Source organism: Aeromonas sp. s5 (assembly GCF_040907865.1).
GTDB lineage: Bacteria > Pseudomonadota > Gammaproteobacteria > Enterobacterales > Aeromonadaceae > Aeromonas > Aeromonas dhakensis.
The window spans coordinates 331,873-353,686 of record NZ_JBFOCO010000033.1 but is presented as its reverse complement, the minus strand read 5'-3'; the positions used below and the strand labels follow the sequence as shown (position 1 = coordinate 353,686).

14 protein-coding genes are annotated in these 21,814 nt (G+C 65.6%); 9 read left to right on the top strand and 5 right to left on the bottom strand.

Going from position 1 to position 21,814, the window contains the following annotated elements; genetic code table 11:
• Positions 1–36 precede the first annotated feature (36 nt).
• Positions 37–786: an electron transfer flavoprotein subunit beta/FixA family protein gene (locus tag AB5Y94_RS20885; protein WP_005301613.1), complete on the bottom strand. Its 750-nt coding sequence runs from the start codon at positions 784–786 to the stop codon at positions 37–39.
• A gap of 123 nt (positions 787–909) precedes the next feature.
• Here AB5Y94_RS20885 and AB5Y94_RS20880 point away from each other — a divergent pair, with 123 nt between their 5' ends.
• From AB5Y94_RS20880 to AB5Y94_RS20870, 3 genes are all read left to right on the top strand, one after another.
• Positions 910–2,553, top strand: a complete 1,644-nt coding sequence (locus tag AB5Y94_RS20880) for an electron transfer flavoprotein-ubiquinone oxidoreductase (protein WP_017779629.1) — start codon at positions 910–912, stop codon at positions 2,551–2,553.
• A gap of 479 nt (positions 2,554–3,032) precedes the next feature.
• The gene (gene corA, locus AB5Y94_RS20875) at positions 3,033–3,980 is read left to right on the top strand and encodes a magnesium/cobalt transporter CorA (protein WP_005301617.1); all 948 of its coding nucleotides are present in this window, start codon (positions 3,033–3,035) and stop codon (positions 3,978–3,980) included.
• A 142-nt stretch (positions 3,981–4,122) separates the two neighbouring features.
• Positions 4,123–4,584, top strand: coding sequence for a DUF2919 domain-containing protein (locus AB5Y94_RS20870; protein ID WP_024941953.1), 462 nt, complete (start codon positions 4,123–4,125; stop codon positions 4,582–4,584).
• A gap of 13 nt (positions 4,585–4,597) precedes the next feature.
• On the opposite strand, the gene AB5Y94_RS20865 is transcribed toward AB5Y94_RS20870, so the two are convergent.
• The gene (locus tag AB5Y94_RS20865) at positions 4,598–5,350 is read right to left on the bottom strand and encodes a hypothetical protein (protein WP_368206484.1); all 753 of its coding nucleotides are present in this window, start codon (positions 5,348–5,350) and stop codon (positions 4,598–4,600) included.
• A 251-nt stretch (positions 5,351–5,601) separates the two neighbouring features.
• On the opposite strand from AB5Y94_RS20865, the gene AB5Y94_RS20860 reads away from it, so the two are divergent.
• The 5 genes from AB5Y94_RS20860 (at position 5,602) to AB5Y94_RS20840 (ending at position 11,877) form a co-directional block, all read left to right on the top strand.
• Entirely contained in the window at positions 5,602–6,831 is a 1,230-nt protein-coding gene (locus AB5Y94_RS20860; RefSeq protein WP_368206483.1) for a siderophore amonabactin export MFS transporter, read from the top strand.
• 57 nt (positions 6,832–6,888) lie between these two features.
• The gene (locus tag AB5Y94_RS20855) at positions 6,889–8,862 is read left to right on the top strand and encodes a siderophore amonabactin TonB-dependent receptor (RefSeq protein ID WP_017784703.1); all 1,974 of its coding nucleotides are present in this window, start codon (positions 6,889–6,891) and stop codon (positions 8,860–8,862) included.
• 70 nt (positions 8,863–8,932) lie between these two features.
• Entirely contained in the window at positions 8,933–9,949 is a 1,017-nt protein-coding gene (locus tag AB5Y94_RS20850) for an amonabactin ABC transporter permease subunit 2 (RefSeq protein ID WP_213343264.1), read from the top strand.
• A 13-nt stretch (positions 9,950–9,962) separates the two neighbouring features.
• Positions 9,963–11,030 carry an amonabactin ABC transporter permease subunit 1 gene (locus AB5Y94_RS20845; protein ID WP_187267353.1) on the top strand — a complete coding sequence of 356 codons (1,068 nt, stop codon included), beginning with the start codon at positions 9,963–9,965 and terminating at the stop codon, positions 11,028–11,030.
• 43 nt (positions 11,031–11,073) lie between these two features.
• Complete coding sequence (locus AB5Y94_RS20840) at positions 11,074–11,877, top strand: amonabactin ABC transporter ATP-binding protein (protein ID WP_368206482.1); 804 nt, start codon at positions 11,074–11,076, stop codon at positions 11,875–11,877.
• Positions 11,878–11,937: 60 nt separating this feature from the next.
• Here the strand turns inward: AB5Y94_RS20840 and amoD are convergent, their stop codons facing one another.
• Positions 11,938–12,723, bottom strand: a complete 786-nt coding sequence (amoD, locus tag AB5Y94_RS20835; RefSeq protein ID WP_162513059.1) for an amonabactin biosynthesis phosphopantetheinyl transferase AmoD — start codon at positions 12,721–12,723, stop codon at positions 11,938–11,940.
• Positions 12,724–12,879: 156 nt separating this feature from the next.
• On the opposite strand from amoD, the gene AB5Y94_RS20830 reads away from it, so the two are divergent.
• Entirely contained in the window at positions 12,880–13,824 is a 945-nt protein-coding gene (locus AB5Y94_RS20830; protein WP_017778923.1) for an amonabactin ABC transporter substrate-binding protein, read from the top strand.
• 67 nt (positions 13,825–13,891) lie between these two features.
• Here the strand turns inward: AB5Y94_RS20830 and amoH are convergent, their stop codons facing one another.
• Entirely contained in the window at positions 13,892–15,436 is a 1,545-nt protein-coding gene (amoH, locus tag AB5Y94_RS20825; RefSeq protein ID WP_368206481.1) for an amonabactin biosynthesis glycine adenylation protein AmoH, read from the bottom strand.
• Positions 15,433–21,705: an amonabactin biosynthesis non-ribosomal peptide synthetase AmoG gene (gene amoG / locus AB5Y94_RS20820; protein WP_368206480.1), complete on the bottom strand. Its 6,273-nt coding sequence runs from the start codon at positions 21,703–21,705 to the stop codon at positions 15,433–15,435. Before amoG ends, amoH begins: the two co-directional genes overlap by 4 nt.
• Between the last annotated feature and the right edge of the window lie 109 nt (positions 21,706–21,814).

Here is a 21,814-nt window from a genome sequence, read left to right as displayed (position 1 = left end):
CGCCGGCGGGCGGGGTTCTGTTGATTGCTGGCAGCATCAGAGTACCTTCGCTTCATGCTTGAGTTTGTCCAGCAGCTCGTCCACCGAGCCCACCATGATGCCGGCGCTGCGGGCCGCGGGGGCCATCACCCCGAGCAGCCGGGTCTGGCCGGCCGGCTCGACGCCGAGGTCAGCAAAGGGCGCGCTCTCGAGCGGCTTGCGCTTGGCCTTCATGATGTTGGGGAGCGAGGCAAAGCGCGGCTCGTTGAGGCGCAGATCCACGGTCACCACCGCCGGCAGCGCCATGCCGAGGGTCTCGAGGCCGCCGTCAATCTCGCGGGTCACCTGCAATTCCCCCTCCACCAGCTTGATGGCGGAGGCGAAGGTGGCGAGTGGCCAGTCATTGAGGGCGGCGAGCATCTGGCCCACCTGGTTGTTGTCGGAATCGATGGACTGCTTGCCGAGCAGCACCAGATCGGGCTTTTCCTGCTCGCATACCTGTTGCAGGGCGCGCGCCACGGTGAGCGGGGTCAGGGTCTCGCCAGTCACATAATGACGGGCCCGATCCGCCCCCAGCGCCAGGGCGTGACGCAGCTGTTCGGCCGCCGCCTCGGGGCCGAAGGTCACCACCACCAGCTCGCTCGCCACGCCGGCTTCGCGCAGCCTGACCCCCTCCTCCACCGCAATTTCACAAAACGGGTTGATCCCCATCTTGACGTTGGCCAGCTCCACGTCCGAGCCATCGCTCTTGACCCGGACCTTGACGTTGTAATCCAGCACCCGCTTGACCGCGACCAGCAGCTTCATGACGCGCATCCCTCGCTTCTGTTGAGTGAATCCATGAAAACCCTCACATTTTTTGCTTACATTTACTTTACGTTTACGTAAACTACCAGCACTACCCTAGGCCAAGTCGAGCACAGAGGCAAGATGGAACGCGAAGCAATGGAATTTGATGTCGTCATCGTCGGTGGCGGCCCGGCGGGACTCAGTGCCGCCATCGCCCTCAAGCAGCACAATGCCGAGCTGTCGGTCTGCCTGCTGGAGAAGGGAGCGGAGATCGGCGCCCATCTGCTCTCCGGCGCCCTGCTGGATCCCGTCGCCCTCAAGGAGCTGCTGCCAGAGAGCTGGCAACAGGCCCCGCTCGGGGTCGAGGTCAACGACGATCAGGTGCACCTGCTGCAAAGCGACAGCCGCGCCCTGCAACTGCCCAACTGGGCGGTGCCGCCGCGCATGCACAACGAGGGCAGCCGCATCATCAGCCTCGGCAACCTCTGTCGCTGGCTCGGTCAGCAGGCCGAGCAGCTGGGAGTCGAAATATACCCGGGTTTTACCGCAAGCGAACTCATCATGGAAGCGGGACGGGTCAAGGGTGTGATCACCGGCGATCTCGGGCTGGATCGGGCGGGCAATCCGAAAGCGGATCACGTGCCCGGCATGGCGCTGCTCGGTCGCTACACCCTGTTTGCCGAAGGGGCCCGTGGCCATCTCGGCAAGCAGCTGATCGCCGACTTTCATCTGGAAAGCGCCGCCCAGCCGCAGCACTACGCCATCGGCTTCAAGGAGCTGTGGCAGCTCCCCCCCGGCCAGGGCAAAGCGGGCCAAGTGCTGCACGGCAGCGGCTGGCCACTCTCCGAGGGGAAGGAAGACAAGAGCCAGGGCGGCTTCTATCTCTACCATCTGGAGCAGGATCAGGTGGCGGTCGGGCTGATTGTCGATCTCAACTACCGCAACCCCTGGCTCAGCCCGTTTGACGAGTTTCAGCGCCTCAAGCACCACCCGCTCATCGCCGCGGCATTGCAGGGGGGCGAGCGCATCAGCTACGGCGCCCGCGCCATCGCCAAGGGGGGCTGGCACTCCCTGCCCCGTATGCACTTTCCCGGCGGCCTGCTCATCGGTTGCGATGCCGGCACCCTCGACTTCTCCCGCATCAAGGGGATCCACACCGCCATGAAGTCCGGCATGCTGGCGGCCAAGACAGTCGCCATGAGTCTGCGCGGTGGCGATGAAGGGGGCCGGGATCTGGCCGAATACGGCGATGCGCTGCAACAGAGCTGGCTGGCCCATGAGCTCAAAACAGCGCGCAACTTCGGCGCCGCCCTGCACCGCTGGGGCCCCTGGCTCGGTGGTGCCTTCAACTGGCTGGAGCAGCGGTTGTTCGCTCGCTCCTCGCCGTTCACCCTGCTGGACAAGGAGCCGGACTACCGCCAGCTGCGCATGGCCAGCCGCTGCCAGCCCATCGACTACCCCAAGCCGGACGGCAGGCTCAGCTTCGACAAGCTCTCGTCTGTCTATCTGGCCAACACCAGCCACGACGAGGATCAACCCTGCCATCTCAAGCTGCAGGATGAGACGATCCCGGTGGCGGTCAACCTGCCCACCTGGGCCGAACCCGCCCAGCGCTACTGCCCGGCCGGGGTGTTCGAGATCCTGGGCTCGGAGAGCCAGCCCCGCCTGCAGATCAACGCGGCTAACTGCATCCACTGCAAGACCTGCGACATCAAGGATCCGAGCCAGAACATCGTCTGGACGCCGCCGCAGGGAGGCTCAGGCCCCAACTATCCCAATATGTAACAGGCCGGCCCATGCAGACCTGTGCAGACCTGTGCAGACCTGTGCAGACCTGTGCAGACCTGTGCAGACCTGTGCAGACAGCAAGGATGCACACCGCAGAGCGGTTGCGGCCCCAACTATTGCAATGTATGTGATGAAAGACGCGCGGCCGGGGGCTGTCGCAGGGCGCTCGGGAGCCCGCCATCCCGGCCGGTGAACCCAAGTCCTCCCGCCTATCGGGGGGAATAAAGGAGGCCACGCCGGGATCGCCCGTTTCGAGGTCGGCGCGGCTGCTCCGACCTCGCTGTTTTTTTGAGCGAACAGGCTGAACCTCCGATGAATAGGCCCTGACAAGCGCGGCCCGCCCCTGTATAGTTCGCCGCATTCAGGTTTTCCATCGGCCCGTTCAGCTTGTCCACGGGATCGCTTTCTACGCGCTCTAAGGCCGCATGACCTGTGCAACCATCCCTGATTACCCATGACTTCTTAAGGGGGGACAGATGATCACCGCCTACATTCTCAATAACAAGGTACTGGACATAGTCACGCTCGGGCCTGACGACATAGTGCCTGACAACACCGTCTGGCTGGATGCCTACAAGCCGGACACGGCGGAACGAGAATGGTTGACGGGCCTGTTTCTGGAAGAGGTGCCCGACAAGGAGGAGCTCGATGACATCGAAGCATCCGCCCGTTTCTACTGGGATACCGACGGTCTGCACATTCACTCCCTGTTTCCCCAGCGGATCGGCCGTGACACCAAGGGTGTCCACGTCTCCTTTACCCTGCGCAACAACCTGCTGATCAGCATCCGTGAGGATGACATCGGCTTGGTGCGCCTGCTGCGCCACTACATGCGCCAGGACCGGCTGGAGGTGGAGGACGCCCTCGACATCCTGCTGGAGGTGCAGAACCTGAAAGTCGAATACCTCTCCGATCTCATCGAAGATGGCTACAAGACCCTGGAAAACACCGCCGATCAGATCTTCGAGCCGGATCAGATCAATCCCATGCTCAAGGAGTTGATGGCCCAGGAAGAGGCCAACGGCCAGATCCGTCTCTCCCTGCACGATACCCGTCGTGCCCTGCGTTTCCTCAAACGCAGCCTGCGCCAACGCATGACGGGCGAGCAGAACAAGTGGATCGACGAGATGCTGCACGACGTGGAGTCCCTGCTGCCCCACACCCAGTTCCTGTTCGACAAGATCAACTTCCAGCTGGAGGCCTCCATGGGGGTCACCAACCTGGAGCAGAACAAGGTGATCAAGATCTTCTCGGTGGCAGCTGTCATCTTCCTGCCGCCGACCCTTATCGCCAGCATCTACGGCATGAACTTCGGTCGCATGCCGGAGCTCGCCTGGGAGTACGGCTATCCCCTCTCCCTGGTACTGATGGTGATGTCATCGCTCGGCACCGGTCTCTTCTTCAAGCGCAAGGGCTGGCTGTGACGCCGGCGACCCGGCACGAAAAGAGATAAGCGGATTGGGGGGCCTGGCCCCCCGATTAATTCCTGCCCCTCGCCCGCCTTGCAAAGGGTGCCCCATCGCCCCATATCCCCTTCATCCTTTGCACAGACGAATCCGGGCAACCATGACCCTCTACCCCGAACACAGATATGACGATCACGGCCAGCTGCGTCCCCCGCTCTGGTTCTGGCCCATCGCCCTCTTGCTGACCCGCTCGGTCTGGCTGTTTCTGATGGCCGGCGTCACCCGCGAGAGCGGCAGCGCCATCCTGACCCTCTTCTACCCGGACCGGCTCACCCTCTACATCAGCCTGCTGACCGACGTGCCCGCCATGCTGGCGCTGCTCGCCTGCGGCGGCACCTATCAGCAGACCCAGAGCATCCGGGCCTGGCTCAGGCGCCACAGCCCGCTGCTGCTGCTCTGCTCTGCCGTCAGCGGCCTGCTGATGCAACTGCACAGCCTCAATCTGCAGAAATGGTCGTTCAGCTGGCCCACCGCCCTGGTACTGGTCGCCACCCTCTGGTCACTCTGGTATCTGCTGCGCAGCCGCCAGCTGCGTGAATACGCGGTGGATCAACCCCATTGAGGGGCGAGTCGGCTCACTGGCGGGTGACCCGGATCTGCAGGGTCTGACGATCGCTCTGAGTACCGCCGCCCCCCTGCAACTGGGTGCCCAGACTGCTGCCCTGCTGCGCCGCGCTGGTGGAGAGCTCCCCCACCGTCAACCACTGACCGGGGGAGCCGCTCACCTCGGTGGCACTCTGCCCCCGGTTGATGGTGCCCTGCTCCAGCCTGGCCTGCTCGCTGCTGAGCGCTATCTGTACCCTGTCGCCGATCAGGGTGGCGGTGGCATAGAGGCCGTTCACCAACGGCATCAACCCCACCACCTGGCCACCGCGCCACTGATAAAAGGTGACCGGCTGATAGGTGCCCATCTGCAATAGCACCGGCCGACCCGACAGGCCACGTACCTGCCAGCTGTCGTTCTGGCTGCGCTGATACTGCTGGGCATTGCCCTCCAGCAACCACTGCCGCTTGGCCGCATCCCGGCCCAGCCCCACCCCGGCCTGCTGGCCGCTGGAAGCGCCATCCACCCGCCACTCGATGAGCAGGCTCTGGGGCGGCTGGTTGAATTTGGCCAGCGCCGCTTCCGCCTCCTGCAGCTGGGCGGCGCTGCCGCTCAGCACCAGCTGATTGCCCATGGCGCTCACCCCCAGCTCCGGATAGAGATCCTTGAGGGCCTGCACCGCCGCCTGCGTCTCGAATACCGGGATCACCTTCACTTCGGCCCGCAGCGGCAGGCACCAGAGCCCCCACAGCAGCCAGAGTCCGCACCAATTCCATCTTCTCATCTTCTCCTCCCGTCCCACTCGGCAGCCCTTCGCCTCATCGGCCTGCTCATCACCTCGTCATCATGGGCCATCCCGCCCGCTTTTCAATGATTTTGCCCGTGAGCGGTGAACACCGTGCAGGTCAGGTCCTTCATTTTTCGATGAAAAGAGCGGAGATAGATCAAATAACACAAATAAAAATGATTACCATTTGTTGTCACAAAAAAATCGCTCGGATACAATTCGGTCTCATTTTTTCGAGCTTGCCGTCGATGAAGCCAGTGACCACCACCCCCGCCGCCATCCACCTTGCCCTGCTGGTCAACATGCTCTCCATGGGCAGCATGATGATGGTGATGCCCCTTGGGCCGGATCTGGTCATCAGCCTCGGCATGCAGCCGGAACAGACCGGCTACTTCAGCGGCGGCGCCACTCTGGGGGCCGCCCTGATGGGCCTCATCGCCGCCCCCTGGCTCGATCGGGTCAATCGCAAGCCCGCCCTGCTGGTGCTGCTCACCCTGCGTTTTCTGCTGCTGATGGCCTGCTCCCTGGTGCAAGACAGCCAGCAACTGCTGGTGCTGTTTGTCCTGTCGGGCTGTGTGGCCGGCCCGCTCGCCGCCATCTTGATGGCAGCCGTGCTGGATCTGGTACCGCCGGCCGAGCGGGGCCGTCGTCTCGCCTACGTGGGCATGGCCTTCTCGCTGGCCGCCATTCTGGTGGTGCCCATCGCCCTGGTGCTGGCCCAGTGGTTTGGCTGGCAGAGTCCCTTCCTGCTGTTTGGTGCCTGCGGCCTGCTGCTGGCGCTGCTGAGCAGCCGCCTGCTGCCCTCCTTGCCGGTCAGCCGTGCCCCTCACGGCAGCGGTCTGCGCCAGTTGCTGGGATCGCCACTCTGTCAGGGGGCCCTGTTGATCCTCTGCCTGCAGATGTTCGGCCACTTCCTGCTGATCCCGCACTTTGCCAACTACTTCCAGTTCAACCTCGCCTTCCCGCGCGAGCAGATCGCCGCCCTCTACCTGTGCGGCGGCCTCGCCAGCATGGCCACCATGCGGCTGTGCGGCGGCTGGATTGATCAGGGCCGGGCCCAGGCTGCCATCCTGATCACCAGCCTGCTGCTGGCGCTGATCACTTTGCTCGGTTTCGCCATGCCGGTCGGCATGCCCGTCTACCTGCTGTTCACCCTCTTCATGGCGCTGAGCTCGGCCCGCTCCAGTTCGACCCTCGCCATCACCGCATCCATCCCGGCCCCTCATCAGCGCGCCGCCTTCATGTCTTTTCAGGGCACGGTCACCAATGTGGCGGCCGGGCTTGGCAGCCTGCTCTCCGCCAGGTTGCTGGTGTCGGATCAGAGCGGCGCCCTGCACGGCTTTGCTGGGCTCGCCTGGATCAATATCAGCTGCGGTCTGCTGGCCTGCGGCGGTGTCTGGCTCCTGCTCAAGGGGCTGGCACAGACAAGGAACAACAATAACCCCGAGTCTGGCCCCGCCAGACAAGGAAGTCAGTGAGCCACCGGCCCCAGAGCCGGACCCCATAACCTCTGTTTTATTCATGGAGTTTTGACTATGCAGTTGCAGCCCGGCGTCTTTCGCCTGAACCCCATCCTGCTCTCCCTCGGCCTTATCGCCCTGCCGGGCCTGGCCCAGGCCGAGGCGCCCAAAGCCAACGAGACCCTGGTGGTCACCGCCACCCAGACCAAGCACACCGAACTCTCCGCGCCGGCCAGCGTCTCCGTGGTGACCCGCGCCGATCTGGACAAGATGAACGCCAACAACATCGGCGAAGCGCTCAAGCACGTGCCCGGCGTCAACGTCATCGGCACCAACCCCACCGGCCGCAACGAGATCAAGATCCGCGGCATGGGCGGCGACTACACCCTGCTGCTGATCAACGGCAAGCGGGTCAACGCCCGCGAGACCCTGGGCAGCTCGTTTGGCAATGACTTCGACTTGAGCTCCATCCCCATGGCTGCCATCGAGCGCATCGAGGTGATCCGCGGTCCCGTCTCCTCCCTCTATGGCGCCGACGCCCTCGGTGGCGTGGTCAACGTGATCCTGCGCCAGGCCAAGGAGCAGACCGAGGCGGCCTTCGGCTACACCCATACCATGCCCACCAAGGGTGATGGCGGTGATGCCAACCGTGGCAACGCCTTCGTCTCCGGCGCCCTGATCGACAACAAGCTGCTCGGCAGCCTGGTGGTGGAAGGCTATCAGCGAGATCGCTGGCACAGCGATCAGTCCAACAACAAGGACGCCGATGCGCTGGAGAAACGGGAAGTGGTCAACATGCTCTCCAGCCTGAAGTGGCTGGTCAGCGACAACCAGGATGTGGAGTTCGATCTGGGCTACAACCAGAACGACATGGACAGCTACTTCAACAACGTGCCGCGCGCCCCTACCGCCCCGGCCACTCCGCACAACGTGCAAAAGCTCGATCGCCTGAGCCTGGGGGTCACCCACAACGGCCGTTGGGAACACTTCGACAGCCGGGCCCGCTACTACTTCGAGCAGACCGATCTGATGGATGACTCCCAGCTCAACGGTGGCGCGGCCGACGTCACCCAGACCAACCACACCGTCGACGGCCAGCTGAGCGGCTACCTCGGGGATCATCTGCTGACTTCCGGCGCAGAATTCCGCAAAACCGAGCTGGAGCACAGCCGCAGCATCACCAACGGCAGCGTGGATGCGAGCCAAAGCGCCCTCTACCTGCAAGACGAGTTCGGCTTTGGCGATCTGGCGCTGACTCTCTCCGGTCGTCTGGATCACCACGAAACCTATGGCAACGAGTTCAGCCCGCGCGCCTATGCGCTCTACAAGCTGAGCGACGAGTGGGTGATCAAGGGCGGCGCCGGCAAGGCGTTCAAGGCCCCGACCCTGGCACAGTCCAGCGAAGGCTTCGCCACCACCGCCTGCCGCGGCGCCTGCAAGGTAGTCGGCAACCCGGATCTGAAACCGGAAACCGCCGTCAGCTACGAGCTGGGCACCGCCTATGAGGCAGAACGCTTTGGCGCCGGCCTCACCGGCTTCCACAACGACATCGAGGATCTGATCCAGAGCGATCAGTGGGGCCCGGGCTACCGTCCGAGCGTGATGACCTACCTCAACGTCAAGAAGGCGCGGGTCAAGGGGCTGGAGCTGACCGGCTGGGTCGATGTGATGGACGACGTCAAGCTGACCGGCAACTGGACCATGCTGGACTCCGAAGACAAGAGCACCGGCGACGATCTGGCCAAGACCCCGGATCACACCGGCAACCTGAGCCTGGATTGGCAAGCCACCGAGATCGTCAGCACCAACCTGGCCTGGCAGTACGTGGGCAGCCAGTTCATCAAGGTGCCGATGCACAACTCCCAGGCGCTCAAGTCCGACAGCTACCAGACCCTGGACGTCAACACCAAGTGGAAGGTCACCCCGGCGCTCGACTTCAAGCTGGGCATCACCAACCTCACCAACACCAAGCGTGACCAGGTCGCCACCGACGCCGACTTCATTCTGGAAGGTCGTACCGTCTACGCCGGCGTGGATTACAAGCTGTAAGCCCCGCAGGGGAGTCCGTCAGGGCTCCCCTCTTTCTGCTGTTATTGCCTCGACATGAAGGAGTAGCCGGGTGCAGAGACACCAAACACACCTGTTCTGGCTGGGAGTGATCCTCCTGTTCCTGCTGATCTGTCTGTCACTGGCCACTGGCGCCGGTGTCTATGGTGGCCGCGAGGTCGCCGGTTTTCTGCTGGGCGATCCCGCCCTCGTGGCCGATGAAAAACTCGCCATGATAGTTCACACCCTGCGTCTGCCCCGCACCCTGTGTGGCCTGGTGGTGGGCGTCTCCCTGGCGCTGGCGGCCTCCATGCTGCAAAGCGCCACCCGCAATCCGCTGGCCGAACCCGGCCTGCTCGGGGTCAACGCCGGCGCCGTGTTCGCCCTGGTGATCGGCCTCACCTATTTTGGCGTCGAATCCGCCTACGGTTACCTGCTCTGGTCCGGCATGGGGGCCCTGCTCGGCAACCTCATCGTGCTGGGCCTCGGCCTGATGGTGGGGCGCTCCAACCCCCTCAAGCTCATTCTGGTGGGGGTCGCCCTCTCCGCCACCTTCGGCGGCCTCTCCAACTTCCTGCTGCTCTCCAACCAGGTGGTGCTGGAGCAGTTCCGCTTCTGGAATCTGGGGTCGCTGGCCGCCTCGGATCTCGATGCGGTGCTCACCGTGATGCCCTTTGCCCTGCTCGGCCTGCTGCTGACCCTGGCACTCTGTCGCCAGCTCACCCTGATGCAGATGGGTGACAGCCAGGCGCTGGCGCTCGGCATCCGGCCGACCCGGGTGCGCATCGGCGTGCTCTTGGCCGCCACCCTGTTTACCGCCTGCGCCATCGCCATCGCCGGCCCCATCGGCTTCGTCGGTTTTCTCGCCGCCTACTGCGCCCGTCTGGTGGAGCCGGTACGCCTCGCCATCCAGGTGCGCTTCTCCGCCCTGTTCGGGGTGCTGTTTCTGCTCGGCGCCGACATCCTGGCGCGCTGGCTGATCCAGCCGTTCGAGCTGCCCAACGGGGTGATCCTGGCGCTGATCGGTGCCCCTGTGCTCATCCTGGTGGTGCGCAGCGGCGGCTTCCGCGCCCTGCTGGCTGTCAAATAAGGTTGCCTGCCTCATGAACAATTCCATCCATCCCTCCCTCACCACGGCGCTTCCCACCGGCACCGTCTGCCTGCGCGTTGGCAGCCGCACCCTGTTGCTGCACCGCCGCGCCTGGCTCATCACGCTGGGGCTCCTGGTAGCCCTGGTGCTGCTCTCCCTGCTGGCGCTGACCCTGGGCTCCGGCAAGCTCACCATGCTGGGGGTGATCCAGACCCTGCTTGGCGAGGGCAACCGGCTGAGCGAGGTGACCGTCTTCAAGATCCGCTTGCCGCGCATCGTTGCCGTGCTGGTGGCGGGAGCGGCCATGGGCCTCTCCGGCTGCCTGGTGCAGACCCTCATTCGCAACCGCCTCGCCACCCCGGACATGATCGGGGTCAACGAGGGGGCCTCCTTGGCCATCATCGCCTTCTCCCTCTACCTGACCCTCGGCAGCTGGCCCTGGTGGGCCGCGCCGCTGGGTGCCCTGTTTGCCGCCGCCGTGCTCTATGCCCTGTGCAACAAGCCGGGGGAGCAGGGCTACCTGTTCGTGGTGATCGGCATCGGGGTCTCCGAGCTGATGAACGCCATCGGCCAGTTCGTGATGTCCACCCAGTCGCTGGTGCACCTCACCAGCCTCTACCTGTGGAACATGGGCAACTTCGTCGGCCAGGGTTACAGCACTGTGCTGCCGGTGGGGATCCTGATCCTGCTGGTCTGCCCCTGGGTAGTTTATCTCTCCCGGGCTCTGGGCGTACTGCGTCTGGGCCCCGTCACCGCCCAGAGCCTGGGGGTGAACGTCAACCGGGTGCAGCTCGGCGTGCTGGCCCAGGCCATCGTGGTGGCGGCGCTTGGTACCGCCATCGGCGGCCCCGTGGTGTTCATCGCCATGGCGGCCCCGGTGCTCGCCTCCTGGCTCAGCCGGGATCGCATCGTGCCGCTGTGGATTGCCGCCCTGTGCGGCGCCCTGCTGCTGCTGGCCAGCGACACCCTGGTGCGGGTACTGGCCAGCCCCCACGAGGTGGCTACCGGCATCATGACCCGTATTCTCGGCGGCCTGCTGCTGCTGTTCATCCTGCTCAAAGACCGCCAGAAGGCCGACTGACGATGCCATTCATCCATTTTCAAGACAGACCGAGGGCCGCCTGATGACGCTCACCATCAATCACCTGCAATTTGGCTATCAGCACAAGCCCGTCTTCAACGACATCTCCTTCACCATTCCCCAGGGCAAGCTGGTGGGGATCGTCGGCCCCAACGGCGGCGGCAAGTCCACCCTGCTCAAACTGCTGGCAGGCCAGGAGCAGCAGCAGGCCGGCGAGATCCTGCTCAAGGGCAAGCAGCTAGCCAGCTACGGCAAGAAGGCGCTGGCCCGCGAGCTCGCCTACCTGCCCCAGCGCCCGCTGGTACCCGCCGGCATCCAGGTCGAGCAGCTGGTGCAGTACGGCCGCCACCCCCATCAGGGCTGGTTCAATCAGTGGAGCGAGGAGGATGCGCGCATGGTGCACTGGGCCTGCGAGCGAATGCAACTGGGCGACATTTTGCAGCAGAGCGCCAGCTCCCTCTCCGGTGGCCAGGCCCAGCGGGTGTGGCTCGCCATGGTGCTGGCCCAGGATGCGGACATCATCCTGCTGGATGAACCCACCAGCGCGCTGGACATCGGTCACCAGACCGAGGTGATGGAGGCCATCCACCAGATCACCGCCGAGGGCAAGACGGTGCTCATCGTCATCCACGATCTCGCCACCGCCGCCCGCTACTGCGACGAGCTGATCGCACTGGGGGATGGCGGCATCCAGGCCATGGGGCCGGCCCACGAGGTGGTGACCAAGTCCCTTATCGACCGCCTCTACCAAACCGACGTGGACATACTGCACGCCCCCGGCGACGGCGCCCCCATCATAGTGCCGCGCCGCAGGCCACACGCCTTTGCCATGCGCCAACCGGCCTGAGCCCCATCAAAAAACCGCCGAGAGGCGGTTTTTTATGTTTGCAGCTCGGCGCGCCGCCACTCACAGCAACAGGCTGGTGAGCACCCCGCCCGGCCGTGTTTGCCAGTGCCCTGTTTGCCAATGCTGTGCCTGCCAGTACATTGGCTGCCAGTAGAGCGTACAGCGCCAACCGGCGGGCAGTGTCGGGGTCAGCGAGTCCACGAGTTCAAGGGTGAGGGTCTGCTCCGTCATGGCCAGCCAGCGGGCATCGAGAAAATCAAAATAGCGCCCCACCCTGGGGTAGAGCGCCTTGAACAGGCTCTCCTTGGCCGAAAAGATCAAGGTGAGCGCCTCAGCCCTGCTCAGGCCGATGGCAGGGGCAGCGGCCGCCAGCCGGGCCCACTCCTCCCCGCTTGCAATACCGGGCCAGAGCTCGCTCGCCTGCCCCTCTGTCAGCCAGCCCTCCAGATCCAGCCCCATCCCCGCCCGGCCCGAACGCACCGCGCACAGTGCCATGCCGCGCCCTTGCAACAAGCTGTGGCTGATGCTGCCCTCAAACCCCGCAGGCCAGCAGGGTTCGCGGGCGTTGCCGATGGCCACGGGGTGCTCCGCGAGGTTGAAGGAACGCAGGGCTTCGCGGGCCGCGAGACGCCCCGCCAAAAACTCCCCCAGCCGCTTGGGGGCCGCGCGCTGCAAGCTGGCGGGCAGCACCATGCCGGCCGCATCGTAACAGGCCGGGGTGAAGGCGGCGGGGTCAAAGCAGACCCGTTGCAGCGCCAGATGCGCCGCGCCGGGCAGCGGCAGGCTGTCGGCCTGCACGATAAAGCGGTCCAGTGAACAGGCTGGCGCGGTGGCAATCAACATCACAAAGAGCCCTTGGTGGATGAGCCAGCATGGTAGCAAATTGCTCCCTCCACACACCACAAACACAAATGACAATTCTTATCATTTGAATTTGTGGTAGCATGAGTTCGCCCGTTTGGGACCCAGTGTTCCACTGATTTCACCAAGAAGGATGTAACGATGAAGATCTCCTCTCCCCTGGCTGCCGTGCTGATGCTGGCCAGCCTGGTCGGCTTCCAGGCACAGGCCGGCAGCGAGACCCGTCAGGTGACCGATGCCGACGGCAAGACCCAGGTTGTACCGGCCCAGCCCAAGCGGGTGGTGGTACTGAGCGAAATCGATCTGGACAGCGCCCTGACCCTGGGGCTGCAACCGGTCGGCACCGTCAATGGCCGCGGCCAGTCCACCCTGCCCCGCTACCTGCTGCAACAGGCGGGCAAGGAGATCGCCGTGGTCGGCGATCTGGACAACCCCAACCTGGAGAAGCTGATCGATCTGGAACCCGATCTCATCCTCACCGGCCAGACCAAGCCCGAGCTGCTGGCCCTGCTCAAGGAGATAGCCCCCACAGTCGTCACTGGCAACTGGGGTGACTCCTGGAAGGAGATCTTCAATCGCAGCGCCCACGTGCTGAACCGGGACGCCGAAGCCAAGACCTTCCTCGCCCAGTATGATGCCCGCCTGCAGGAAGCCCGCAGCAAGCTCGCCAAGCATCAGGGCGAACGCCTGAGCATAGTGCGCTGGAACCCCAAGGGCCCCAGCTACATGCACAGCGGCACCTTCGCCAGCAGCGTGGTGGAAGAGATGGGGCTGACCCGACCGACCCACCAGATCGGTGACAAGACCCCCCACTCCCCGGCCCTGAGCCTCGAATCCCTCAACCTGCTGGACGGCGACTGGCTGGTGATCGGCACCCTGAGCGCCAGCGGCGATGCGGTGGATGCCATGAAGCAGGCCGAGCAGACCCCGGCCTTCCAGCAGCTTGGCGCCATCAAGAGCAAGCGCTTCGGCGCCGTGGACGGGTCGCTCTGGACCTCCACCGGCGGCCCCCAGGCGGCCCTCAAGGTGATCGACGACGTCGAGCAGCTGCTGGCCAAACCCGATGCGGCCCCCATCACCCAATAAGCCCGCGTGATGAGCGCCCAAAAAGAAGCCCGCATTTGCGGGCTTCTTTTTATCTGCTGCGCGGCACTTACTCGGGCAAGGGCAGCGCCTTTCTGTCCAGTTTGCCGCTGCCGGTCTTGGGCAGGGCATCCAGCAGGATGAGCCGCGCCGGTACCATGTAGTGCGGCAGCGTCGCCTGCAACCCCTTGCGCAGGGCCAGCCGGTTGAGGGTCACCCCGCTTTTCGCCTCCACGTAGCCCACCAGCATGGCCTCGTCCCCCTCGCCCACCAGACGCACCGCCGCCTCCTGCACCCCGGCCTGGCGGCGCAGCCCCGCCTCCACCTCGCCGAGCTCGATGCGAAAGCCGCGCAGCTTGACCTGATCGTCGCGCCGTCCCAGATAGAGGAAACGGTCCGCCCCCAGCCGGCGCACCCGATCGCCGGTGCGATAGAGGCGATGGGTGGCCAGGCGCAGGAAGGCGGTGCGGGTCAAGGCCGGCTTGCGCCAGTACCCCTCGCACAGGGCCGGGCTCTCGATGCAGAGCTCGCCGCACTCCCCCTCCGCCACCGGCTGCCCCGCCTCGTCCAGCACCCAGTGCCGATAACCGGGCAGGCTGTGGCTGATGGTGATCTGGCCATCAGTCGGTGGCCAGCGCACCTCGCTCACCAGCGACCAGACGGTAGCCTCGGTCGGCCCGTAGCAGTTCCACAGCCGCCGGGTGCGGGCACAGAGCTGCTCGGCCAATCCCGAGTCCAACGCCTCACCGCCGCACAGGGCGGTGAGGGTATTGCGCCCCTGCCAGCCCGCTTTAAGCAGCATGCGCCAGCAGGCCGGGGTGGCCTGCAGCCAGTTGATGGAGGGGTCGGCCTCGAGCAACGCCTGCATCCCCAGCGGATCCTTGTTGTGCTCACCGCCAGCCACCGTCAACCGGCCACCGCCCCAGAGCGGCCCCAGCATCTCAAGCAGGGAGATATCGAAGGCCGGGGTGGTGATGAAGAGCCAGTGGCAGCTCGGTGAGAGCCCGAGCCGCTCGCGGATCCCGTCGAGGAAGCAGAGCAGGGCCCGCCGGCTGATGACCACCCCCTTGGGCTCGCCGGTGGAGCCCGAGGTGAACATCATGTAGGCGGCCAGGGCGTCATCCACCCGGGGCCAGGAGACGGGCCCTGCCGCTGCGGGCCCATCGAGGGTGCGCAGCGGACAGCCGAAGGCGGGAGCTGGCCTGTCGCCGTCGCAGATCACCGCCGACAGGCGCGCCTGGCGGGCGATCCCCTGCAACCGCTCCACCGGAAAGTCCGGCTCAAGGGGCACGAAGGTGAGGCCGAGCCGCAGGCAGGCCAGCAGGCTGGCCACCAGATCGGGGTTGCGGGAGAGATAGAGGCCGACCCGCTCCCCCACCGCCAGCCCCTGCAGGCGGGCGGCAATCTGGGCCACCCGATCATTGAGCGCGCCGTAGCTAAGCCACTGCTCATCTGATCCGCCCTCACTGATGCCCTCCCCGCCCATGCAGATGGCGGGGGCCAGCGGGGTGGCGGCCAGACAGGCCGCCAGCCGCGCGCCCAGGTTGGCCGCCCCCTTGGGGGCACCTCTCGGGGATGACACGGCCGGGGCCTTATGCTTGATGGTCACCGTCATAGCGCGGCCTCCGTTTGGCGCACCAGCCAGTGCCCATAGAGCCGGCTGGGGGATGGATGGGCCTTGAGGGTCTGCAGGGTGAGCGGCGCCCGATCTTGGCCAAACGCCTCGTTGAGGGCCGCCAGCAGGGCGAGCTGCTGTACCGAATCCACCCCGAGTTCACACAGGGTCTGCTGCCAGATGCCGGGCACGCCGCACAGACGCTCCCACAGGGCCACCAGCGCGCGGGCCTCGGCCGGCGGCTGAGCCAGGCCGGGCTCAACCCTGGTGGCGGCCACTTGCGCCTTCGCCGGGGACGGTGCCGCCGCCACAGCCACGCTGGCCGGTTGGCTCAGATCCGCCTGCGCCAGCCAGCCAAGCTCGGCCAGCCAGTCAGCCAGCACCGCCTCGGCCCGGGCCTCGGGGATCTGCTCGCCATCGAACTCGAGGCGCAGCTGGAGCGTCTCGCCCCGGCTGCTGACCACCAAGGAGAGCGGCAGCTCCACCTTCTCCACCACGGCGCCAAAGCGTGGCACCAGTTGGTGGGGTTCGGGGGCGGCAGGGGCCGCCGGCATGGGGTAGTTCTCGAACACGAACAGGCTCTGGAACAGGCGCGCCCGGCCTTTGGTCAGTGCCGCCAGCGACTGGGTGCCGTGCTCATAGAGCGCCATCAGATCGGCCTGCAACCGGGCGATATGCTCGGCCAGGGTCAGCTCGGTGCGCCACGCCAGCGCCAGCGGCAGGCTGTTGATGTAGAGCCCGACGCTCGCGGTGATCCCCTCGATGGGATAATCCCGCCCCGGGGTCACGTTGCCCACCAGGGTGACGGCATCGCCAGAGCGGCGAGCCAGCAGACGGTGCCAGGCATATTGGGCCAACAAACCCGCGGTCACGCCAAGGTCGCGGGCACGGCGCGCGAGCAAGGTTGCCACCTCGGTCGGCAGCACCGTGGCGCAAACCGCCGGTCGCTGCTGGGTATGGCGCCCGCTTGCGCTAGCGTCCAGCGTCACCCCGAACAGGCAGGCGAGATCGTTAGGCTGGGCCAAGAGATCGCCCCGCCCCTGCCAGTAGGCGTCGGCGCTGCGGGCTTGGCTGGCGATATGGCGGCCAAACTCGAGCCAGGCGGTATCCGGCTCGGCTTGTGGCAACAGGCCGTTCATCAGCGCCTGATAGCCACGATGCAAGGACCCCAGCAACACGGGACCGCTCCAGCCATCCAGCACGCCGTGATGGGCGCTGAAGATCACCTTGTGGTGATCGGGGGCCAATTTGAAGCAGGCAAGGCGCAGCAGGGGCGCCTGCTCCAGCGGGATCGGGCGGGCCAGCTCCTGCTCGCGATAGGCCTGGACCCGTGCCTCTGCATTTTCCACTTCAGACAAGTCCTCATAGTGGAATGGCAACTCGGCGTGCTTCAAGATGCGCTGCAGCGCCACCCCGTCCGCCAGTACCAGTTCGCTGCGAAGGGCCGGCCAGCGGGCGATCTGCCCCTGCCAGGCCTGACGGTAGACCGCCACGTCCAGCGGCTGGTGATAGTCAATCTCGGTCTGCAGGTGATAGGCGTGATCCCGGGGCAGCAACGCCCTGTGATGGAACATGCTCTGCTGCAGCGAGGTCATGGGCAGCAGGGTCTCCACTTCGCGCCCGCTCAGCACCCGATCGAGCGCGCTTTGCGAGAGAGCGATCCCCGGGAAGTCGCTCGGAGTGTGACGCGGGGCCTTCAGGTTGCAGCAGTGCTCCACCAGCGCCGTCAGGTTGTCCGCCAGCCGCGCCATCAGGGCGTCGCTCGCCTGCTGGTTGAGGGCACCCACCTGGCGCAGGGTGAGGCGACCGTCGTAGACCCCCCCGTGCAGGCTGACCAGTTCGCGCGGCAGGTTGTCAGGGGACGTGGGTGCCCCCGGTGCCATCGGCAGAGGCTGCCAGGGTTGAGCGGCCTCGCCCTGATGGCTGACCCCCAGGTAGTTGAAGACCACCAGGGCTTCGGGCAGTGCCCAGCCACGGGGGTGGTGCAGCCGCAGGGCGTTGAAGCCCACTCCCTTGTCCGGCACGGCGCGCAGCTGCTCCTTGGTGGCGCACACCAGTGCATCCCACGCCTTGGCATCCTCCAGCGCCAGCGGGTAGGTGCTGGTGAACCAGCCCAGGGTACGGCTCACGTCCAGTTCAGCATCGATGGCCTCACGGCCGTGTCCTTCCAGCATCACGCAGTGACGGCTGCCGTAACCCAGCTCGCTCAGGGTACGGGTCAGTGCCGCCAGCAGCAGGTCGGGCACCCGGGTGAAGTAGGCCTGGTTGGCGGTGTCGATGAGCCGGGCCGTGGTCTCCTGACTCAGTTGCAGCAGGCTGGCGGCGGCGCGGCCATCGGCGGCGCGGGCGGCTTCCAGCAGGTGACCCTGGCTGCCTTCCCCCTGAGCCAGCCAGAAGCCAAGCTGATCCTCTTCCCGTTTGGCGTAGGCCGCGAGCCCCTCGCCCCACTGGCGATAGCTGCTGCCCTTGGCGGGCAGCGGCTCGCCCCTGCTCACCCGGGCCAGATCTTCGGCCAGAATGCGCCAGGAGACGGCATCGATCACCAGGTGATGGAAGGCGAGGAAGAGCCCCTCCACCGTCTCGCGCTCGCCCTCCCGCTCACCCTCGAGGGAGAGATTGCGCAGGCGGGCCCAGGCCAGGGTGTGGCCGCTGGCAGGGTCGAAATCTCCCTGCAGCTCGGTCAGGCGGGCCTGCAGCTCGGCCTCATCTAGGCTTCCGGCATCCAGGGTCGGCAGCGGCGGCAGCGCCAGTTCGGCCAGGTAGCGCTGGCCGGTCGGGGTCACCGCCAGGCGCAGGGCATCGTGGTGCTGGCGCAGGGTATCCAGCCAGCCGCGCAGGGCCTCATCATCCACCCCGGCCGGCAGGCGCAGGATCACCCCCTGGTTCCAGTGACCGGACTTGGCAAAGCCCTGTTCGAAGAACCAGTGCTGAATGGGGTGGAGCGGGAACTCGCCGGTCAGGCTGCCCTGCTCGCTCCTGTGGCTCACCGCCTGCTGCTGGCCGAGCTGGCGGCAGAGGCGGCGCACCGTCTTGGCTTCGAACACGTCCTTCACGCTGCAGTGCAGTCCCGCATCCCGCAGCCGGGTGGTGAGCTGGATGCTGAGGATGGAGTCACCGCCCAAGCGGAAGAAGTCATCCTCCACCCCGAGCGGTTGCTTGAGCACCCCTTGCCAGATGGCGAGCACGGTCTGCTCCAGTTCGTTTTGCGGCTCGCCCTTGCTCTGCTGCCAGACGATGGCGGGCAGGCGGCGCAAGTCCAGCTTGCCGTTGGGGGTGAGCGGCATCTCGGGCAGCCAGCAGAGGCGCGCCGGCACCATGTATTCGGGCAGGCACTCGCCGGCCCGCTGCAGCAGGGCATCGCCGTCGGGCTCGCTCGCCCCGGCCTGCAGACAGGCGTAAGCGAGCAGGCGCCCCTCCTGCACCACCACCTTGATCTGGCGCATCGCCGGGCACAATTCGGCGAGCCGGGTCTCTATCTCCCCCGGCTCGATGCGATAGCCGCGCAGCTTGATCTGCTCGTCTATCCGGCCCAGATACTGGATGTTGCCGTCGCGGCGCAGCAGGGCCCGATCGCCGGTGCGATAGAGGCGATGGGTACGTTCCGCCAGCGCCAGCTCGATAAAGGCCTCCTGGGTGCGCTCTGGCAGATTGAGGTAGCCACGGGCCAGCCCCAGCCCCGCCAGGCAGAGCTCGCCGGGGACCCCCACCGGGCAGAGGTTGCCCGCCTCGTCCAGGATCAGCGCCTTCAGGTTGTTGACGGGGCGACCTATGGTGATGGGCGCCCCCGGGGTGAGCCGCGCGCAGAGCGCGGTGACGGTGCACTCGGTCGGGCCGTACATGTTGAACAGCGCCACCCGCTCTCCCCAACGCTCCACCAGGCTGCTCGGGCACGCTTCGCCGCCAAAACCGATGGCCTTGAGGGAACCGAGATCCGCCACTGGCAATAGATTCGCGAGCAGGGCGGTCGGCAAGATCATATGGCTGGCACCCCGAGCGATCGCGGCACTGATCACCCCCTCGCCCGGCTCGCCGAAGTGCAGGGGCGCGCCGCAGTAGAGCGGCAGCAGGGTGGTCATGTTGCCCGCATCAAACGAGAGGGACATGCAGTTGAACATGGCGCCATTCTGATCAAGGGCGATGCGCTCGCCGTGATCCGCCATCAGGTTGACCAGGCTGCCCTGCTCCACCATTACCCCCTTGGGTAGGCCGGTGCTGCCGGAGGTGTAGATGATCTGGGCCAGCATGGCGGCATCGCGGGGCACGGCAGGGGGGCTGCTGGGCATCTTGTCCAGCGCCAGCTGGTGCAGATCGTGATATTCGGCAGTCGTGCCCTTGATGGCCTCTGCAAGCCGGGCATCCGGCTCTCCCCCGAGCACCAGCGCAATACTGGCGTCGCTCAGGATATGGGCCAGTCGCTCGGCGGGATAGGCAGGGTCGAGGGGCACATAAGCCGCCCCCGCCTTCCAGCAGGCGAGCAGGGCGATGACGAAGGCGACATCACGCCTGGCCTGGATGCCGATGGCGGCGCCCGGGGTGACGCCCTGAACCTGCAGCCAGTGGGCCAGCCGGTTGGCACGCACCTCCAGCTCGCCATAGGTCAACGATTGCGCGCCGTCGCTGACCGCCAGCGCGTCCGGGCACTGAATAGCGCGCCGCTCGATATGACAGAACAGGGTGTCGCGGCTCGGGTAGTCTTGCGGCAAGTCGGCAAGCTGTACGGCGAGCGCGGCCTGGTCGGTGCCCGCCTCCAGCGGCAGTTGCCAGATGTCGGTCTCGGGGGCCGCCACCACCGCTCGCATCAGGTGCAGCAGGCGATCGGCAAAAGCCTGGATGGTCTCTCGTTCAAACAGGGCGGTGGCAAACAGCCAGTCCACCCTGACGGAGTCCATCAGCTCGGTCACCTTGACCGAGATGTCGGTCTTGGCCGGCAGCACAGGCGAGGTCTCCTCCACCAGCTGGCAGCCGGGGATGAGATCGTTGAAGTCCACCTTGGCCTGATAGACCAGCATGATCTGGAAGATGGGGTTGATGGCAGTAGTGCGATCGGCGCCGATGGCCTCGGCCAGCGCCTCGAAACGGTAGAGCTGGTGATCAAAGGCCGCCAGATCCTCCTCCCGGCACTGCTGCAGATAGTCGACAAAGCTGGGCTTGCCGCTGAGTTGAGTGCGCAGCACCAGGGTATTGACGAAAAAGCCCACCAGCGACTCGATCTCGTGGCGCTCGCGATAGGCAAGCGGGGTGCCGATCACCACCTCCTTCTCGCCGCTCTGGCGCACCATCAGCAGGGCAAACAGGGCGTGCAGGCCGATGAAATTGGAGGTGCTGTGGCGCTGACAGAGGCGCTTGAAGCTCTCCCATAGATCGTTGTCGATGGTGGAGAAGACCAGCTCGCCGCCGCTGTCCTGATGGGCCGGGCGCGGCTTGTCGAGCGGCAGGCCGTGCACTTCAGGGCTGCCACCGAGCCGGTCAACCCAGAACGGCTTGAACTCGGCGTGATAATCGAGAAAACGCGGCGAGTTGAACCAGCGGGCATAGTCGATGTAGGTGAGCGGCAGCTCGCTCACCTGCAAGGGTTCGCGGTTCTGATGGGCAAGAAAGGCGCGCTTGAGATCCGCGAACATGTTCTTGACCGACCAGCCGTCGGAGATGATGTGGTGCTGAGTGATCAGCAGCACGTGTTCGCGGCTGCCCAGCCGAATAAGGTGCACCCGGCTGAGATCCCCCTGGGTCAGGGAGAAGGGGCGCCCGATCTCTTCGCGCACCCGGCGGGCCACATAGGCTTCGCGCTCGGCAATGGGCTCTGCGCTCACGTCCTCAATCTGCAGCGTGAAGGGCGTGTGGGGCAAGATCTCCTGCGCCCCCCTGCCCGCCTCGTCCTTGATGAAGCGGGTGCGCATGCTGGGGTGACGGGCAAACAGGTGGTCGAAGGCAAACTCCAGCGCCGCCGTGTCCAGCTCTCCCTTGACGCGAAAATAGACCGGCATGTTGTAGAGGTGGGAGGCCTCCTCGTACTGCTCGATAAACCAGAGCCCGCTCTGGGAGGACGAGAGCGGCCCCTGCAAGGCCCCCTCGGCGACAATGGGAGCCTCGAAGGCGGCACGGGCCGCCAGGCAGCGCACCAGCTCATCCTTGTGGGCCTTGATGGTGGCGCCGATGGCCGGTGTCACCGCCTCCTTGCTCGACTGGGAGATAAGCTGGCCCTTGTCGTTCAGCGCCAGCTTGACCCCCTGCCGTTCCAGCTGTTTCAACAGCAAAATCATATTGTTCATCTGTACCTCAGACAGCCGGCGTGGCTCGATGGGAAGAAAAACCGTCCTGCCCCTTCTCATTCAGGGCTAGCTTCACGCTCTGACCGCCCAGCCGTTTCAACAGCAAAAT

What these genes read in the sequence shown, in the direction of transcription:
- AB5Y94_RS20885 (WP_005301613.1), bottom strand. Translation starts at nt 786, where the DNA reads ATGAAGCTGCTGGTCGCGGTCAAGCGGGTGCTGGATTACAACGTCAAG.
- AB5Y94_RS20880 (WP_017779629.1), top strand. Translation starts at nt 910, where the DNA reads ATGGAACGCGAAGCAATGGAATTTGATGTCGTCATCGTCGGTGGCGGC.
- corA (WP_005301617.1), top strand. Translation starts at nt 3,033, where the DNA reads ATGATCACCGCCTACATTCTCAATAACAAGGTACTGGACATAGTCACG.
- AB5Y94_RS20870 (WP_024941953.1), top strand. Translation starts at nt 4,123, where the DNA reads ATGACCCTCTACCCCGAACACAGATATGACGATCACGGCCAGCTGCGT.
- AB5Y94_RS20865 (WP_368206484.1), bottom strand. Translation starts at nt 5,350, where the DNA reads ATGAGAAGATGGAATTGGTGCGGACTCTGGCTGCTGTGGGGGCTCTGG.
- AB5Y94_RS20860 (WP_368206483.1), top strand. Translation starts at nt 5,602, where the DNA reads ATGAAGCCAGTGACCACCACCCCCGCCGCCATCCACCTTGCCCTGCTG.
- AB5Y94_RS20855 (WP_017784703.1), top strand. Translation starts at nt 6,889, where the DNA reads ATGCAGTTGCAGCCCGGCGTCTTTCGCCTGAACCCCATCCTGCTCTCC.
- AB5Y94_RS20845 (WP_187267353.1), top strand. Translation starts at nt 9,963, where the DNA reads ATGAACAATTCCATCCATCCCTCCCTCACCACGGCGCTTCCCACCGGC.
- AB5Y94_RS20840 (WP_368206482.1), top strand. Translation starts at nt 11,074, where the DNA reads ATGACGCTCACCATCAATCACCTGCAATTTGGCTATCAGCACAAGCCC.
- AB5Y94_RS20830 (WP_017778923.1), top strand. Translation starts at nt 12,880, where the DNA reads ATGAAGATCTCCTCTCCCCTGGCTGCCGTGCTGATGCTGGCCAGCCTG.
- amoH (WP_368206481.1), bottom strand. Translation starts at nt 15,436, where the DNA reads ATGACGGTGACCATCAAGCATAAGGCCCCGGCCGTGTCATCCCCGAGA.
- amoG (WP_368206480.1), bottom strand. Translation starts at nt 21,705, where the DNA reads ATGAACAATATGATTTTGCTGTTGAAACAGCTGGAACGGCAGGGGGTC.